An 18518-nucleotide genomic window follows, 5' to 3' on the forward strand; every position below is an offset into this window, starting at 1 on the left:
TCAGTCGGTCCCGGCGTCGAGTCGGCGGGCGACCTCGGGTCCGATCACGCGCAACGAGGCGGCGTCGGCCATGCCGAGGTGATGGGTGTCGACATCGACCGTGGTGACCGTCCCGGCGACGTACGATCGCCAACTCTCTCCGACCGCGCCCGGATCGTCCTTGTCGGCGGTCGCGACGAAGACCAGCATCGAACCGTCGAACACCTCGGGCCGATGCGCCGCGACGACCCGCGCGGAGGTGTCGAAGCTCGACATGATGCGGTCGACCTGGTCGCTCGACAGCAGACCCAACCCGGCGATCTGGTCGCGGACCACGGTGGCCACCTGATCGGTGTCCGCGGCCGAGATCGACTCGTCGATGTCGAACAACGTGCGCCATCCGCCCAGCAGGTCCGCGACACCCGACGTCGACGGGGCGTCGGAGACCGACGTATCGGGGGCAGGCGCATCCGGATCGTCGACAGCCGCGTCCATCACCCCGAGGAATGCGACATCGTCTCCCGCGGAACGGAGTTGGGTCGCCATCGCCTGGGCGATGTATCCCCCGACCGACCACCCCAGCAGGTGGTAGGGACCGGTGGGCGCGACCCGTCGGACCTCGGCGACGTAGCGCGTCGCGAGGTCGGCGACCGACGCCGCGGACGGCTCACCGCCGACCACATGCGGGTCCTGCAGGCCGAAGATCGGACGGTCGGCCAGGTACGGCGCGAGGCCACCGTAGAACCAGGCGAGGCCGCCCGCAGGGTGGACGCAGAACAGCGGCGGACGGGATCCGCTCGCGCGCAATGCGATGAGAACCTCATCGGTCAGCCGCGGCCCCGCGGTGTCGGCCATCCGTGCGGCCAGACCACGACTGGTCGGGTCGGCGAACATCCACGGCAACTCCACCTCGAGACCGGTGCGCCGCCGGATCAGAGCGGCGGCACGAGCGGCGGCCAGGGAGTTGCCACCGAGGTCGAAGAAACTGTCGGTCGCACCGACCCGCGCCGCACCGGTCACCTCGGCCATGACACCCGCGATCAGCTCCTCCAGATGCCCTGCGGGCCGGATGAACTGGGTGTGCGTCTCCGACCGAACCGGTGTCGTCGTCACCGTGTCGCGGTGCGCGTCGACCGGGACGTCCGGAACGTCCGGAACGTCCGGGGTCAGCATCGCGTCCGGATCCGCGGTCATCGTGTCGATCGTCGCCGTCAGGGCGTCGGCGAGATCGCGCACCGTCGTCTCGTCGAACAGTGCGGTGGCGTAGGTGATGGAGCCGTCGATCTCGGTGACGCCGTCCGCGGCGCGCTGTGCGAAGCCGACTGCCAGGTCGACCTTGGCGGGCTCGGATCCGGAGTCGACCGGGACCACGGTCAGACCAGCCTCGCCCGATCCGACCCCGGCGAGATCGTCACTGCCCGCACCGTTCTCGACGAGGAAGTTCAGTGCGATCTGGTAGATCGGGGCGTGCGCGGTCGACCGTGTCGGCGTCACCAGGTCGACGAGCACCTCGAACGGCAGATCCGCGTGGGCGAAGGCGTCGACGTCGTCGCGACGCACCCGCGCGAGCAGGGTCGTCGCGGTGTCGTCGCGGCGGTGCTCGGTGCGCAGAGCGAGGGTGTTGACGAACATGCCGACCACGTCGGCGGTCGCGACGTGACCGCGTCCGGCGACCGGTGTGCCGATGACGACGTCGGACACATCGGCGCGGGCGGCGATGGTCGCCGACAACGCCGCGTGCGCCACCATGAACGTCGTCGTGCCGGTCCGACGCGCGAGGTCGACCATGCGGGCGCTGCGATCGGCCCCCAACCGCAACGGGATCCGGCCGCCGGTCGTGTCCATCACCGGAGGGCGGGGACGGTCGGCGGGGAGGTCGATGCGGTCGGCGATCCCTGCCAATCGCCGTGACCAGTAGTGCGCCTGGGCCGCGAGGACCGATGTGGGGTCGTCGAGGTCACCGAGCGTGTCGTGTTGCCACAGTGTGTGATCGGCGTATCCGATCGAGGTCGGCTCCGCGGGCGGGGCCCCGGCGATGCGTCGACGGTAGGCGTCGAAGACGTCGTGGGCGAGAATCTGCAGCGACACCGCATCGCCGGCGATGTGGTGGATCACGACGACCAGTCGATGCGTGTCGGTGTCGGTGCGGACCACCGCGCCGCGGATCGGGAGATCGGTGGTGACGTCGAAACCGCGGTGACACAGCGCCATCGCACGGTCGACGGCCGACCGACTCTCCCCCGGTGCCGGGTCGAGTGCGGTCCACTCGAACACCCGCTCGGCCTCCTCCGGTGACGCGATCCGCTGTACCGGCCGTCCATCGTCGGTGAGCGGGTAGGTGGTCCGCAGGGCCTCGTGTCGCCCGAGGACGTCGATCACCGCGCGCCGCAACGTCTCCGGGTCGAGCGCGCCGTGGACATCGAGCACGACCGGCATGGTGTAGACGTCGGAGGTGACGTCGAACTGGTTGATGAACCAGATGCGGCGTTGGGCGAACGACAGCGGGATGTCGTCGGGGCGAGGACCGCGACGTAGGTCTCCGACCGCCGGACGCGAGGTCTGCAGACGCGGCGCGAGCTCGCGCACGGTGGGGTGGTCGAAGATCTCGCGCACACCGAGATCGGTGCCGAACATCTCGTCGATGCGCGCGATCACACGCATCGCGGCCAGCGAGTTCCCGCCGAGGTCGAAGAAGCTGTCGGTCACCGACACCGGGGGGAGCCCGAGGACGTCACCGACGATGGTGGCGACGGCCTGCTCGACGGCGTCGGCGGGTGGGGTGGGCGCCGAATCGACCGCTGCGGGTGCGGGAAGAGCGCGGCGGTCGACCTTGCCCGAGCTGGTCAGCGGGAACTCGTCGAGATGCACCCACCGCGTGGGCCGCATGTACCCGGGCAGCAGACGGGCCACCTCGTCGGTGACCGAGGAGAGGTCGGCGGTGCCGGCGACATAACCGACCAGCGTGTCCCCCGCCGTGGTGGTGGCCACCGCGGCGGCGGCGTGGGTGACGCCGGCGACCCCGGCGAGCACGGCCTCGATCTCACCGAGCTCGAGCCTCTGCCCGCGCAGCTTCACCTGGAAGTCGCTGCGACCCAGGTACTCCAGCTCACCGTCGCGGTTCCATCGGACGAGGTCGCCGGTGCGGTAGAGCCGTTCCCCGCTTCGGCCGAACGGGTGCGCGATGAAGCGGTCGGCGGTGAGGTCGGGGCGGCCGGCGTATCCGCGGGCGAGCTGTACGCCACCGAGGTAGAGCTCGCCGGTGACACCGATCGGGACCGGTCGGAGGCGCGCGTCGAGCACCCAGGTGCTCGTCGCGGCGACCGGGGTGCCGATGGGCGTGGACATCTCGCCGTCGATGACGGTGTGTCGGGTGACGTCGACGGCGGCCTCGGTGGGGCCGTAGAGGTTGTGCACGCGGGCGTGCGGGGTCACCGCGGCCATCGCGTGCGCCGTGGCCGACGGTAGTGCCTCCCCCGAGGCGAACACCTGACGCAACGAGCCGAGCTCCGTCGCCGCGCTCTCGGCGCCGTGCGGGGCCGGCAGCACGTCGACGAACAGGGCCATCATCGACGGCACGAAGTGCAGCGTGGTCACCCGGTGCCGGGCCACCAGATGAGAGATGTGAGCGGGATCGCCGTGTCGGCCGGGTTCGGCGAGCACGAGGTGCGCGCCGGTGACCAGGGGCCAGAACAGTTCCCACACCGACACGTCGAAGGTGATCGGCGTCTTCTGCAGCACCACGTCGCCGCCGTCGATCGGATGGTCGGACTGCATCCACCGCAGCCGGTTCACGATCGCCCGGTGCGACACCGTGACACCCTTGGGGCGACCTGTCGAGCCGGAGGTGAACAGTGTGTAGGCGCCGCTGTCGGCGGCAACACGACCGAAGGGGGTGTGCGGTCGCGATGCGGCGACACCGACGCCGCACTCGATCGCGAGCACCGTCACCTCGTCGGACACCTCGACCGCGGGCATCGTGGCGCCCTCGGCGACGACCAGGGCCACCACCGCCGCGGTGTCGAGCATCGACCGGACCCGCTCCGCAGGGGTCGCGACGTCGATCGGCACGTACTGCGCACCTGCGGTCACCACGGCGTGGATCGCCACCATCATCTCCACCGACCGGTCGATACAGACGGCGACGGCGTCGTCACGCCGCACGCCGTGTGCCCACAGGCGCGCACGCAGCGCGTCGACGTGGACGGCGAACTCGGCGTAGGTGAGTGTCCGGTCACCGAGGGTGACGGCGGGCGCATCGGGGGTGGCGGTGCGCTGCGCGGCGAGCAGGTCGATCAGTGTGTCGCCCGAACCCTCGTCCGGGGCGCTCGGGCCGGTCGAGAACTCCGCGATGCGCGACCGTTCGTCGGCGTCGAGCAGGTCGATGTCACCGACCGCGACGTGGGTGTGTGACGGCGCGGTCATCACCGCGAGGACGGCCAGGAAGCGATCGGCCATCGCACGCACGGTGTCGTGGTCGAACAGGTCGGTGGCGTAGAGCATCTCGCCGGTCCACGTGCCGCCGTCGGGGGCGGTGGTCAGTACCACCGAGAGGTCGAGTCGCGCGGCGGGATCGCCGGGGTCGACCTCCTCGATCACGAGTCCGCCGGTCGATACGGGTTCGTGCATACCGGGACCGACAGGCTGGGTGAGCGACAGCATGACCTGCGCGAGGGGGGCGAACGCCTCCGACCGGGTCGGGGCGAGCCGGTCGACGAGGAGCTCGAACGGGACGTCGGCGTGGGCGAACGCATCGATGTCGTTCTCGCGCAGCGACTCGAGGAGTTCCGACGGGGTGACCGACGGATCGACGTGCGTGCGCAGCACGAGGGTGTTCACGAACATGCCGACCAGTGCGTCGAGTTCGGCATGCCCGCGGCCCGCGACCGGCGTGGCCACCACGACGTCGTCGGTGGCCGCGAGGCGAGCGATCAGCACCGTCAGCGCTGCGTGGACCACCATGAACTCGGTGGCGCGGTGCGCGCGAGCGGTGCGACGGACCGCGTCGGCGAGTGCGGCCGGCACGGTGAAGGCGACCCGCCGACCGCGGTGGGTCGCGACCGGCGGGCGCGGTCGGTCGGCCGGGAGCTCGATGCTGTCGGCGACGCCCGCGAGACGCCGGGTCCACCAGTCGATCTGGCGCGCGAGGGTCGACTGCGGGTCGTCCGCGGCGCCGAGCACCCGCTGCTGCCACACCGCGTGATCGGCGAACTGGACCGGCAACCGCTCCCACATGGGTGGGGTCCCCGCCACCCGCGCCGTGTACGCGGCGACGAGGTCGGCCACGAGCGGTCGGATCGATTCGCCGTCGACCGCGATGTGGTGCATTGCGAGCGCGACGAGGTGCTCGTCGGCGTCGGGGTCCGCGTGGCCGGTTCCGACAGCCACCACCCGGGCGCGAACAGGAAGCTCGGTCGTGACGTCGAATCCGCGTGCGACGAGTGCGCTGACGGCGGTCTCGTCGTCGGTGACCTGCCAGTCGAGACGCTCGGTGGCGGTGACGATGTCGAGGATCTGCTGACGCGGCGACCCCCCGCTCGCCGGGTAGATCGTCCGCAACACCTCGTGGCGTCCGACGACGTCGAGCAACGCCCTGCGCAGGGCATCGGTATCCAGCGGGCCGCGCAGTCGCAGCACCACGGGGATCGTGTAGGCCGTCGACGCGGAATCGAACCGGTTGAGGAACCAGATCCGCTGCTGCGCATTCGACAGCGGGATGTGGTCGGGTCGCGGCTCGGCGACCAGCGGCATCGCGATCGCGCCGGTGCGGTGGTCGGAACGGATGACGCCGAGCAGCCCGCGGACGTCGGGGTACTCGAACAAGTCGCGGACACCGACGGCGGTGCCGAACGCCTCGGAGGCGCGTGCCGTGACGCGGGTCGCCGACAGGGAGTTGCCGCCCAGGTCGAAGAAGGCTGTGGTGACGCCGATCTCGGCGACCGGCCTGCCGAGCACGTCGGCGACGATGCCGGCGAGCAGACGTTCGTCGCCGTCGGCAGGCGGTTCGAGGGGCAGGTCGTGAGCGCGACCGACGTCGAGGGCTGCGAGCGCCGATCGGTCGAGTTTCCCGACCGGCGTGCGGGGTAGCACGTCGAGGATCGTCAGCGTCGCCGGCACCAGGTGGCCGGGCAGTCGCTCGGCGAGATGGGCACGCAACGTCTCGGCGGTGACAGCGGGATCGGCCGTCTCCACGAATCCGGCGAGTGCGGTCACCGGGTCGCCTACGCCGACGACGCCCGCGGTCCGCACCGCCCGGTGCGATCTCAGGGCCTCCTCGATCTCGCCGAGTTCGATCCGCAGGCCGCGCATCGCGATCTGGAAGTCGCTGCGGCCCGCGTAGATCAGCTCTCCGGAGCGGGTACGACGCACCAGGTCACCGGTGCGGTACATCCGCGCGCCGAGGCGGTCGTCGAACGGGTCCGGCACGAACCGCTCGGCGGTGAGATCGGGACGTCCGGCGTAACCGCGGGCCAATGCCGCACCGCGGACGTACAGCTCGCCCACGACACCGACGGGGACCGGGCGTAGCGCGTCGTCGAGCACCACGACCGCCGATCCCGGCATCGGATGACCGAGGGGCACGGTGTCCTCCGGCGCGATCGGATACGAGGTGAGACACGCCATCGTGGTCTCGGTCGGACCGTACGAGTCGTAGAACGCCCGCGTCGACGCCCACCGTCGCATCTCCGCGTCGGGGACACCCTCGCCGCCGGCGAGGACGTGCCGCAGCGACACCCGCGCGGGGTCGGGCATCGAGGCGAGCACACTGGTGACGATGGCGGTGTGCGTGACGTCGTGGTCGGTGATCCACTGTGCCAGTTCGGTTCCACCGATGATGTCGGGCGGGGTGACCACGAGCGTGCCGCCACCACCGAAGGCGCCGAGCACCTCGAGCATGGCGACGTCGAAGCTCGGTGAGCTGATACCGAGCCACCGCGCGTCGGTGTCACTGTGGTGGCGATCGCGCAGTGTGGCGGCCATACCGGCGATCCCGGTGTGGGTCACGCACACACCCTTGGGCACGCCGGTCGAACCGGAGGTGAAGACGAGGTAGGCGGCGTTGTGTTCGCGCAGCGGCGCGCGGCGATGGGCGTCGGTCAGGGGTGCCGCGATCGACGGATCCTGCGCGGCTCGCGCCCGCAGGTTCTCGATCATGCTGTCGTCGAGCGTGATCCACTCGACGCCCGCCTGCTCCACCGGGAGCGGCTCGGTGCACAGCGCGAGGGTGGCCCCACTGTCGGCGAGGGTGCGCGCGATCCGCGCCGCCGGGTATCGCGGATCGATCGGGCAGTACACGGCGCCGGTTTTGGCGATGGCCCACAACGACACCTGCACCAGTGCGGTGCGGGGCAGCACACTCGCCACGACGTCCTCGGGTCCGATGCCCCGCGCGATGAGGTCACGCGCGAGGACCGAACTCACGGCGTCGAGCTCGGCGTAGGTCATCGACCGCTGTGCGTCGAGGACGGCGACCGCCTCGGGTCGCCGCGCGGCGGCCGAGGCGAGCAGGTCGGGCAGCAGCACCGGGTGGGCTGCCGGTTCCCGTGCCGCGACGAGGCCGGGCATCTCCTCGGGGCGCAGGATGTCGAGGGCGCCGACACGAGTGGTCGGATCGGCGACGATGCCTGCGAGAACCCGCACGAGGCGGTCGGCGAAGGCGGCGACGGTCGACTCGTCGAACAGATCGGTCGCGTAGACGATCGTCCCCCGCCACGGCCCGGCGTCACCCGTGGTGATGCCGACGGTGAGATCGACCTTGGCGCTGGTGGTCTCGGTGGTGACGACCTCGACCTCGACGCCGGTCGACGCAGACAGCCGCTCGGCATCGGAGGGGCCGTCACCCGCGGCGACGGTGAGCAGCACCTGCGCGAGAGGCGCGAACGCACCCGAACGGACCGCACCGACGCGAGAGCCCTCGACCCGGTCGACGAGGTCCTCGAAGGGGACGTCGGCGTGGGCGATCGCGTCGAGGTCGGTGCGGCGGACGTCGGCGAACAGATCGCTGATCCGTGCGGATCCGACGACCGGGGTGCGCAGCACCAGGGTGTTGACGAACATGCCGACGATGTCGTCGAGTTCGCGCCGACCGCGGCCGGCGACCGCGGTGCCCACCACGACGTCGTCGGTGCCGCTCAGGCGCGACAGCAGTACGGCGAGCGCGGTGTGCAGCAGCATGAACGGTGTGAGCCCGTACCGTCGCGCGACGACCCGGGCTGCGTGCGACACCTCGGACGGGATCGTGACCTCGACCTGGGCACCGCGCATCGACGCCGTCGCCGGGCGTGGACGGTCGGTGGGCAGTTCCAGCAGCGGCGGGATCCCGGCGAGCTGGGTGTCCCAGTAGTCCACCTGTGCCGCCACGGATTCCGCGGCCGATCCGTCCTCGTGGCCGAGTATCCGGTTCTGCCAGATGGCGTGGTCGGCGTATTGGAGCGGCAGCGGCGGCCACTGCGGTGCGCGACCGGCGCGACGGGAGGCGTACGCGGCGAACAGGTCACGCGCGAGAACGGGGGTCGACTCGCCGTCGGCGGCGATGTGGTGGACGGTGACGACGAGCAGCGACTCCTGCTCGGTCGTCCGCGCGAGACGGGCGCGCAGCGGCAACTCGGTCCGGGTGTCGACGCCCTGCCCGGTGATGGCGAGCGCATCGGCATCGTCGGCGACCACGGCCCAGTCGATCGCCGACATCGCACGGCCGACAGGCCAGATCTCCTGCCACACCGCGCCGTCGGGACCCTGCGGGTAGGTGGTGCGCAGGGTTTCGTGCCGGGACACGAGGTCACCGACGGCGGCGGCGAGCGCGTCGACGTCGAGCGTTCCGCGCAGCCGCAGCACGAACGGGATGAGGTACACCGGCGACGTCGGGTCGAAGACGTTGATGAACCACATGCGTCGTTGGGCGTCCGAGAGCGGGATGCGGTCGGGGCGCGGGCCGGCCATTAACGGCTCCCCGAGCCGCGACGACCCCGCCGACGCCCGGGCCCGGCGGGCGAGGTCACGCACCGTGGGTGCCTCGAACACGTCGCGCACGCCGATGTCGGCCCCCAGCGCGTCGGCGACGCGTGCGGCCACGCGGGTCGCGGACAGCGAGTTGCCGCCGAGGTCGAAGAAGGAGGCGGTCACCGACACGGATTCGTGCCCCACCACGTCGGCGAACACCTGCGCGACCACGGCCTCGGTCGCGTCCCCGGGGGCGATCTCCTCGGCGTCGCGCACGACGGGTGCCGGGAGGCGACGGCGGTCGACCTTGCCCGACTCGGTCAGCGGCAACGCGTCGAGCACCACCCAGTCGGCGGGACGCATCACGGCGGGCAACAGCCTCGCGACCTGCGCACGTAGGTCGTCGAGATCGACGGCGCCGGCGATGTGGGCGACGAGCCGGTCGTCGCGGACCGAGGCGACCGCACCGGTGACCCCCGGTAGCGCTGCGAGTACCGCCTCGATCTCGCCGAGTTCGATGCGCTGACCGCGGACCTTGGTCTGCGAGTCGTTGCGGCCGAGGTAGTCGAGGTCGCCGTCGCGGGTCCATCGGACGCGGTCGCCGGTGCGGTAGAGACGGGCGCCGGGGGCGCCGAACGGGTCGGCGACGAATCGTTCGGCGGTCAGGTCGGGACGGCCGGCGTATCCGCGGGCGAGTTGCACACCGCCGAGATAGAGCTCGCCGACGACACCGGGACCGACCGGACGCAGCCGGGAGTCGAGGACGCGGGTGTCGGTGTTCCACACGGGGCGCCCGATCGGGATGACCGGCGCGCCGTCGCGGACCTCGTGCCAGGTGACGTCGACGGCCGCCTCGGTCGGCCCGTAGAGGTTGTGCAGCAACGTCCGTGGCATGAGCTCGATGGCCGCGGCCGCGGTCGCCGCCGGCAGGGCCTCGCCCGAGGCGAACACGGCGCGCACCGAGGTGAGGTCCGCACCCGTCGCCGGTCCCGCGATGCCGAGCGACTCGGTGAACGCGGCGAGCATCGACGGCACGAAATGCGTGACCGACACCCGCTCGCGCGCCATCAGGTCGGCGAGATAGCGCGGATCTCGGTGACCATCCGGCCGTGCGACGACCAGGGTCGCGCCGGACATGATGGGCCAGAACAGTTCCCACACCGAGACGTCGAACGTGGTGGGTGTCTTGTGCAGCACCACATCGGATCCGGTCAGCATGAAGGTTGCCTGCATCCACGACAGACGGTTGACGATCGCGGCGTGAGAGACCGTCACCCCCTTGGGACGTCCGGTCGAGCCGGAGGTGAACAGCGTGTAGGCGGCCGAGTCGGGTGTGACGACGCCGAGTCGTTCCATCGGCGACAGCGGTCGGGTGTCCCCCACCGGCACCGCGCAGTCGACGGCGAGCCGCGGAACGCGGCTGTCCCGCAGCGCCGTCGGCTCGGCACCCGCGGCGACGAGGACCAGCGACACCGCGGCGGTGTCGGTCATGTCGGCGACGCGCTGGGGCGGGGCGTCGGTGTCGATCGGGACGAACCGGCCACTGGCGGCGATCACCGCGTGCACGGCGACGATCGACTCCACCGACCGGTCGATGCAGATCGCCACGCCCACATCGGTTCCCACACCGCGGGCGATCAACTCCCGGGCCACCGTGGCGACGTGGGCGGCGAGGTCACGGCGGGTGAGGCGCCGGTCGCCGACGACCAGAGCCACCCGGTCGGGAGACTCGGCGCCCGCACCGAGCACGATGTCGGAGAGCGTCTCGCGCGGTACCGACACCCGCGCACCGCGCGACCAGACCTCCACCGCGGCGCGTTGTGCCGGCGACACCGGATCGATGTCACCGATCGCGGTCCGGGTGTCGGTCGCCATGGCGCGCAGGACCTCGACGTAGGCGCGCGCGATCACGGTCGCGGTGGCGGCGTCGAAGAGGTCGGTGGCGTAGACCAATCGGCCGTCGAGCGTGGTGAGTGTTCCGTCGGCGGCCCGCGTGGTCGACAGTCCGACGGTGAGATCGAACCGGGCGGGTGGCGCGCCGGGGTTCTCGGCCGTCACGGTGAGCCCGGGGACCTCGATCGTGTCGTCGCCGCGCTGAGCGAGGGTCAGCATGACCTGTGCGAGCGGCGCGAACGATTCCGAGCGCACCGGGGACAGGGCGTCGACAAGGTGCTCGAACGGGACGTCGGCCGCGGCGAACGCGTCGAGATCGACCTCGCGGCACCGGGAGATGAGCGCGGCGAGGTCGTCGGTGGGCGCGACGGCGGTGCGGAGCACCAGCGTGTTGACGAACATGCCGATGAGGCCGTCGAGTTCGGCGCGGCCACGCCCCGCGACCGGTGTCGCGACGGCGATGTCGTCGGATCCGCTCAGCGTCGCCAGCATCGCGGCGAGTGCGGCGTGGGCGACCATGAACAGGGTCGCGTCGTGGTCGCGGGCCAGGCGGTCGAGGGCGGAGGCGAGCTCGTCGTCGACGGTGATCGGGACGTCGGCACCCCGGAGCGACGCGACGGCGGGACGGCGTCGGTCGGTCGGCAGGTCGAGGACGTCGGGCAGTCCGGCGAGCCGCTCGCGCCAGTGCTCGGTCTGCGCACCGAGCACCGACGTCGGGTCGTCGGCCGCGCCGAGCACCTCGCGCTGCCACAGGGCCACGTCGGCGTACTGCACGGGCAGTGGGTCCCACTCCGGCGCCGTACCCGCGACCCGCGCCGCGTAGGCGGCGAGCAGATCGGTGACGAGCGGGGTGATCGACTCGCCGTCGGAGGCGATGTGGTGGGCCACCACCACCAGCAGGTGCTCCCCCGCGCCGGTCGCGACGACGCCGGCACGGATCGGTGTCTCGCGGGTGACGTCGAACGGCTCCGACGGCAGGTCCGCGACACCCTCGGTGCGCCAGACGAGGTCGTCAGTGACGTCGACGGGGTCGAGGATCCGCTGGTACGCGACACCCTCGGCGTCGGCCGGGAAGACGGTGCGCAGTGTCTCGTGGCGGGCGATCACGTCGTGCACCGCGGCCCGCAGGGCGTCCACGTCGAGGGCGCCGCGCAGACGCAGCGCGAACGGGATGTTGTAGGCCGGCGACGTCGGGTCGAAGACGTTGATGAACCACATCCGCTGCTGCGCCGGCGACAGGGGTATCCGATCGGGACGGATCCTTGCGACCAACGGCACTGCGTCGACCGTGGTTGTATCCGAGGCGGATTCGGTCCGAGTGGCGTCGATGCGGTGGCCGAGCGTGCGCACCGACGCGTGGTCGAAGAGATCGCGCACACCGACGCGCACACCGAGGGCGTCGGACACCCGCGCCACCACCCGGGTCGCCGACAGCGAGTTGCCGCCGACGTCGAAGAAGCTCGCGGTCACCGACACGCGGTCGACGTCGAGGACGTCGGCCACGATCCCCGCGATCACCGTCTCCGTCGGTGTGGCCGGCGCGTTGTCGACCGACCCGCCGTCGGGGCCCGAGGTGGGGTCGGGTGCCGGGAGGGCCCGACGATCGATCTTGCCCGCCGCACTGCGCGGCATCTCGTCGACGACGACGTAGGTGTCCGGGCACATGTAGGCCGGGAGCTCGGCGCGCACATGCCGTTCCACCGCGGCGAGGTCGATGTCGCCTGCGAGGTATCCGACGAGGCGTTCGTCCCCGCCCGTGCCGACGACCGTCGCTGCGGCGACCGACATACCCGGCACCGCGGCCAGGACGGCCTCCACCTCGCCGAGTTCGAGCCGCTGCCCGCGGATCTTCACCTGGAAGTCACTGCGTCCCAGATAGTCCAGTTCACCGTCAGGTGTCCAGCGCACGAGATCCCCGGTGCGGTAGAGCCGTTCGCCGGGCCCGCCGATCGGGTCGGCGACGAAGCGGTCGGCGGTGAGGTCGGGGCGCGAGGCGTAGCCCCGGGCGAGCTGAGTTCCCCCGAGGTAGAGCTCGCCGACGATGCCCGGCGCCACCGGTCGCAGACGGGCGTCGAGCACCCGGGTCACGGTGTTCCAGCCGGGACGCCCGATCGGGACGGTGGCGTCGTCGGCCGACACCTCGTGATGGGTGACGTCGACGGCGGCCTCGGTCGGTCCGTACAGGTTGTGCAGCCGCGCATTCGGCGTGATCGCCCGCATGGCGTGGGCGGTGGCCGGGGTCAGCGCCTCGCCGGAGGCGAACACCTGCCGCACCGACACCAGGGATGTCGCGCCTCGATGGACATCGACGAACGCCGCCATCATCGATGGCACGAAGTGCGCCGTGGTGATGCGTTCCCGGTCGATCAGGTCGGCGAGGTAGCGGGGATCGCGATGCCCGTCGGGGTCGGCGATCACCATGGTCGCCCCGGTGACTAACGGCCAGAACAGTTCCCACACCGAGACGTCGAAGGTGACCGGTGTCTTGAGCAGGACGGCGTCGTCGCCGCCGATCGGGTAGCGGTCCTGCATCCACGCCAGACGGTTGGCGATCGCGGCATGGGACACCGTGACCCCCTTGGGGCGTCCCGTCGATCCGGAGGTGAAGAGGGTGTACGCCGCCTCTGCTCCGTCCACCGCAGTCCCGTCGAGGCCGTCGGAGTCTCCCGACTCGTGACCGGCCGCGTCGACGTCGACGGGTGTGGTCGCATCGACGACGAGCGCGTCGCCCGACACCCCGATCGCGGCCGGGGCGCCGCCCGGCCCGACCAGGACGATCGAGCTGCCGGCGGTGTCGCGCATGTACGCGATGCGATCGTGCGGGGCGTCGGTGTCGAGGGGGACGTAGTGGCCGCCGGCGGCGACGACGGCGTGCACGGCGACGACCATCTCGATCGACCGCGGGATGGCCACGGCCACTGCGTCTCCAGCACCCACCCCGCGGGTGCGCAGGGTCGCGGCCAGTGTGCCGACGCGCGCCCCGAACTCGGCGTAGGTGACCGCGCGTCCGTCGGCGCGCAGCGCGATCGCGTCGGGGGTGTCGCGGATCTGCCGCCGCAGACCGGCGACCACCGAGGCGGTCGCCATCGACGGAAGCGGGGTGATCGGCCCCGTCGACCAGGCGTCGACGCGGGCGGCGAGGTCGGGGGTCATCAGGTCGAGGTCGGCGATGAGCGCGGTGGGGCGGTGGGCGACGGCGTCGACGAGCGTCGCGACCGCGTCGGTGATCTGTGCGATGCGCGCGTCGTCGAACACCGACGGGAGGTACTTGACCCGGACGACCATCTCGTCGCCGTCGGGCACGGCCACGAGGGTCAGCGGGTAGTGCGTGGCGTCGGCGGAGGTGACACCTCGGATGACGAGTCCCGATGTGGCTGCCCCGGACCCGGCGACCGCGGCGCGGTCCACCGGGAACGATTCGTAGACGACGAGGGTGTCGAACACCGCGGCGTCGCCGGTGGCCGAGGCGATCTCGGCCAGTCCGACGTGCTGGTGGTCGAGGAGCCGCGCCTTCGACTGCTGCAGCGCGCCGAGGAGATCGCCCACGGTGTCATCGGCGCCGACCGTCACCGGGACGGGCAGGGTGTTGATGAACAGACCGATCATCGACTCGACGCCGTCGATCTCCGGCGGGCGGCCCGACACGGTCTCGCCGAACACGACGGTCTCGCGGCCCGTCATGCGCGCGAGGAGGATCGCCCAGACCGCCTGCAGCACCGTCGAGGTGGTGGCGCCGGCGCGTCGACCCGCCGCGCTCAGGCCGCGCACGGTCTCCGCGGTGAGGTGCAGGGACCGTTCCGCGGGCGGCACATCGGTGCGCGGTCGGGCACCGGGGGCGACGAGGGTGGACCCCTCGACCGGCGTGAGGGCGTCGCGCCACGCCGTGAGTGCTGCGTCGCGGTCACGGCGGGACAACCAGTCGAGGAACACGCCGAAGTCACGCCCACCCGCGCGGCGGGTGTCGACGCCGTGGCGCGCGGCGAGAAGTTCGCTGAGCACCAGGGGCGCCGACCACCCGTCGAGCAGGAGGTGGTGGGCCGAGATGATCAGCGATGCGCCCGTCTCCGGTGTGGTCGTGTCGGAAAGCCCGTCGCCGAGGCGATGGCGGACCCACACGAAACGCATCAGTCCCGGCACGGCGAGGTCGAAACGGGTGGCCTGCTCCGCGCGGGCGATGCGCGCCACCTCGTCGGCTGCATCGTCGGGTGTGCGATCGGTGAGATCGACCACCCGCCAGTCCGGTTCGACGGTGGTCGGCACGACGGCGACGACGTGTCCGGCCGGGGTGCGGCGGAACGACGAGCGCAGGACGCGGTGGCGGTCCAGCAGGAGTCGGGCGGCCGCGTGCATCGCCTCGTCGGCGTCGTCGGCAGCCGCGTCCGGGCCGCCGAAGGTGATGACCGACTGCGTGACGTAGACGTCGACCTCGTCGTGCGGGGAGTCGGCGAGGTGCGCGCCGGCGGCGATCTCGGCCTGGAAGTACAGGCCCTGCTGCAGCGGGGTGAGCGGCCAGAGCGTCGCACCGGGTTCGCTCGCACGCAGGGTGTCGATCTCGGACTGCGTCATCGCGGTCGCGGCGAGGTCGGTCTCGCTGGGCCCGGGATCGCCGACGGCGCGGACGTGCGCGGCAATCGCCGTGAGCGCCGACGACCACCGCGCGGCGATCCCGGCGACATCGTCGCGGCCGAGGACGCCTGCGGGGTGGGCGAAGTCGGCGTGCAGCACGCGTCCGTGGGCGGTGGCGATCGTGCTGACCGACACGGTGAGCGCAGCCGTCGCCACCATCGCGCCCGTGACCGACGGCGGCAGGGACGGGCCGTCCGCCACCGGCGTGAAGTCGACGACACCGTTCTTCGCGGTGTCGGTTCCCGTGTTGCCGAAGTAGTTCAGCGTCACCGGGGGCAGGGCCGCGGTACGCAGCGGTGACCCGGGACGCAGGTATCGCAGGGGTCCGAAGGCGATGCCGCGGTCGGGCATCCGTGCCAGCGCGTCCTTGACCGCCTTGACGGTGAGGTCGACCGAACCAGCGTGTCCCGACACCGACACCGGCGCGAACGCCGTGAACCAGCCGACCGTGCCCGCGAGATCGGCACCGGGAGCGACCTGCTCCTCGCGTCCGTGGTTCTCCAGCAGCACCGAGACGCCTGCCTCGTCGGGGAACGCCTCCGTCAGCGCGTCGACCAGCGCGGCCACGAGGACGGCGTCGACGCCCGTGCGGTAGGCGTCGGCGACCGCCCCGAGAATCGCGTCGGTCACGTCGACGGGGACGTCGACAGCCGTCGAGATGACGGTCGACTGTCGGTCGCGTCGGCGATCGAGCGCGAGGCGACCGTTCGAGCGGGCTGCCACGGCCAGATGCTCTGCCCACAGGGGGATCTCGCCGTCCCGCTCGGCCAGGTCGGTCAGCACGCCTGTCCACCGCCGCATCGAGGTGGCCGGCGGGGTCAACCGGATCGGCGCGCCGGATGTGCGCTGCCACCACGCCGTCGCCACCCCGGTCAGCACCGTCGTCCACGAGACGGCGTCGACGCCGATGTGGTGGACGGCCAGCACCAGCCGCCCGGGACGCGACGGATCGGCGTCACGTACGCCCACGGCGGCGACGAGCCGACCCACCTCGGGATCGAGTGCGGTGAGGGCGATCTCGTGCGCCGTGCGGACGGCGCCGGAGAGGTCGGCGTTGGCGAGATGGGGGTCGGGCCCCTCGAGGATGCGGACCACCACGTCATCGGCCGATCCGGCGCCCGCGGTGAGCTGCCACTCCCCCGCGACGCGCCGCAGGCTCGCCGAGAGCATGGCGTGCGTCGCCACGAGCGCGGTGACGATGGCGCGGACGTCGGCCTCGGTCGCCTCGGTGGGCAGCGACAGAACTGCCGACTGCGAGAAGTCGACGTGGTCACGGGAGCCGTCGACGAGGTCGAGCATCCATGCGATCGCCGGCCCGACGGGCATCGGACCGACCGCACCGCCGGGGAGTTCGTCGAGGAGTGCCGAGGCGGCCGTCGCCGCGGCGAGCGCACGGACGGTGCGGTGTTCGAAGATCATGCGGGGACTGATCGCGAAACCGGCTGCGCGCAGCATCGACGACAGGCGGATCGACATGATCGAGTCGCCGCCGAGGGCGAAGAACGACGCGGTGACCGAGACCCGCTCGGCGCCGAGGGTGGCGGCGACGATCTCGCCGATCACCCGTTCGTCGGGTGTCACCGGCGGCACGTGATCGGCGTCGGTGTCGGTGAACTGCGGTCGCGGGAGCGCGCGACGGTCCAGCTTGCCTGCGGTGTTCAGCACGACGTCGTCGAGCGGCACCCACATCGACGGCCACATGTATTCGGGCAGAGCCGCTTCGACGGCGGTACGCACCGCGTCGACGTCGATCGGCGTCCCCGGGGTGCCCGCGACGTGCGCCACGAGGTGCTGGGTCGCGTTCTCGCCTGTCGGGCTCACGGTGTCGCCGGTGACGACGGATGCGGCGGCGTGCACGACCCCGGGCACCGCGGTCATCACCGCCTCGATCTCGCCGAGTTCGATGCGCTGGCCGCGGAGCTTCACCTGGAAGTCGGTGCGCCCGAGGTATTCCAGTGCCCCGTCTCCTCGCCACCGGACGAGGTCGCCGGTGCGGTAGAGGCGGGTACCGGCCGGGCCCTGCGGGTCGGCGACGAACCGTTCGGAGGTGAGGTCGGGACGGGCGGCGTATCCCCGCGCCACCTGCACACCACCGAGATACAGCTCGCCGGGGACGCCGACCGGCAGCGGACGCAACCGGTCGTCGAGGACACGGGTGACGGTGTTGTCGATGGGGCGCCCGATGGGGACGACCGGACCGACGGTGTCGAGGGCCTGGTGGGCGACCTCCACGGCCGCCTCCGTCGGTCCGAAGAGATCGTGCAGGCCGGCCCACGGGAGCCGGTCGCGCACCTGAGCGGCCACACCCGGTGACAGCGCCTCGCCCGAGGCGAACACGAACCGCAGCGCGGTGAGGCGCGCGAGCCGGTGTGCGTCGACCACGTCGAGGAACACCGACAGCATCGAGGGCACGAAGTGCACCGACGTCACGCGGTGGCGGGCGAGGACGTCGGCGAGGTGATCGGGGTCGGTGTGGCCGCCGGGCCGGGTGACGAGCAGTCGCGCGCCGGCCATCAGCGGCGCGAACAGTTCGGGCACCGAGACGTCGAAGGTGGTGGGCGTCTTGAGGATCACCGTGTCGGTCGCGTCGAGCGGGAAGGTCGCGAGCCCCCACCGCAGGCGGTTGAGCACCGCCCGGTGCGACACCGTGACGCCCTTGGGGCGGCCGGTGGATCCCGAGGTGAAGAGCGTGTAGGCGGCGTGGTCGGGCCGCAGCGGTGCGCGGCGCTCGGTGTCGGTGACCGGCCCGGCGATCATGGCTTCGGCCGTGTCGTCGAGGTCCACCGTCATCGTCGGGACACCGGCGACCGACGGCGCGGGCGCATCGGTGAGGACGAGACGGACCAAGGCGGTGTCGATCATGTATCCGACGCGGTCGGCGGGCGCGTCGGGGTCGATCGGCACGTACTGGCCGCCGGCCGCGATCACCGCGTGGACGGCGACGACCATCGCCGGTGTCCGGTCCATCCGGATGGCCACGGCCGTCTCCGGGCCGATCCCGGCGGCGATGAGATGACGGGCCAACCGGTACACGTGGCCACCGAAGGTCGTGTAGTCCATGGCGTCGCCGACGTGGTCGTCGT

1 protein-coding gene (only partly in view) is annotated in these 18518 nt (G+C 71.9%); it reads right to left on the reverse strand.

Annotated features, from left to right (window positions below):
• Positions 1–18518 carry the end of a non-ribosomal peptide synthase/polyketide synthase gene (locus tag ASG12_RS17665; protein ID WP_156378166.1) on the reverse strand. Its footprint extends 21397 nt past the window's final position, so the window shows 18518 of its 39915 coding nt (coding positions 21398–39915); its start codon lies off the right edge, out of view; it ends in the stop codon at positions 1–3.

Source organism: Williamsia sp. Leaf354 (assembly GCF_001424365.1).
GTDB lineage: Bacteria > Actinomycetota > Actinomycetes > Mycobacteriales > Mycobacteriaceae > Williamsia_A.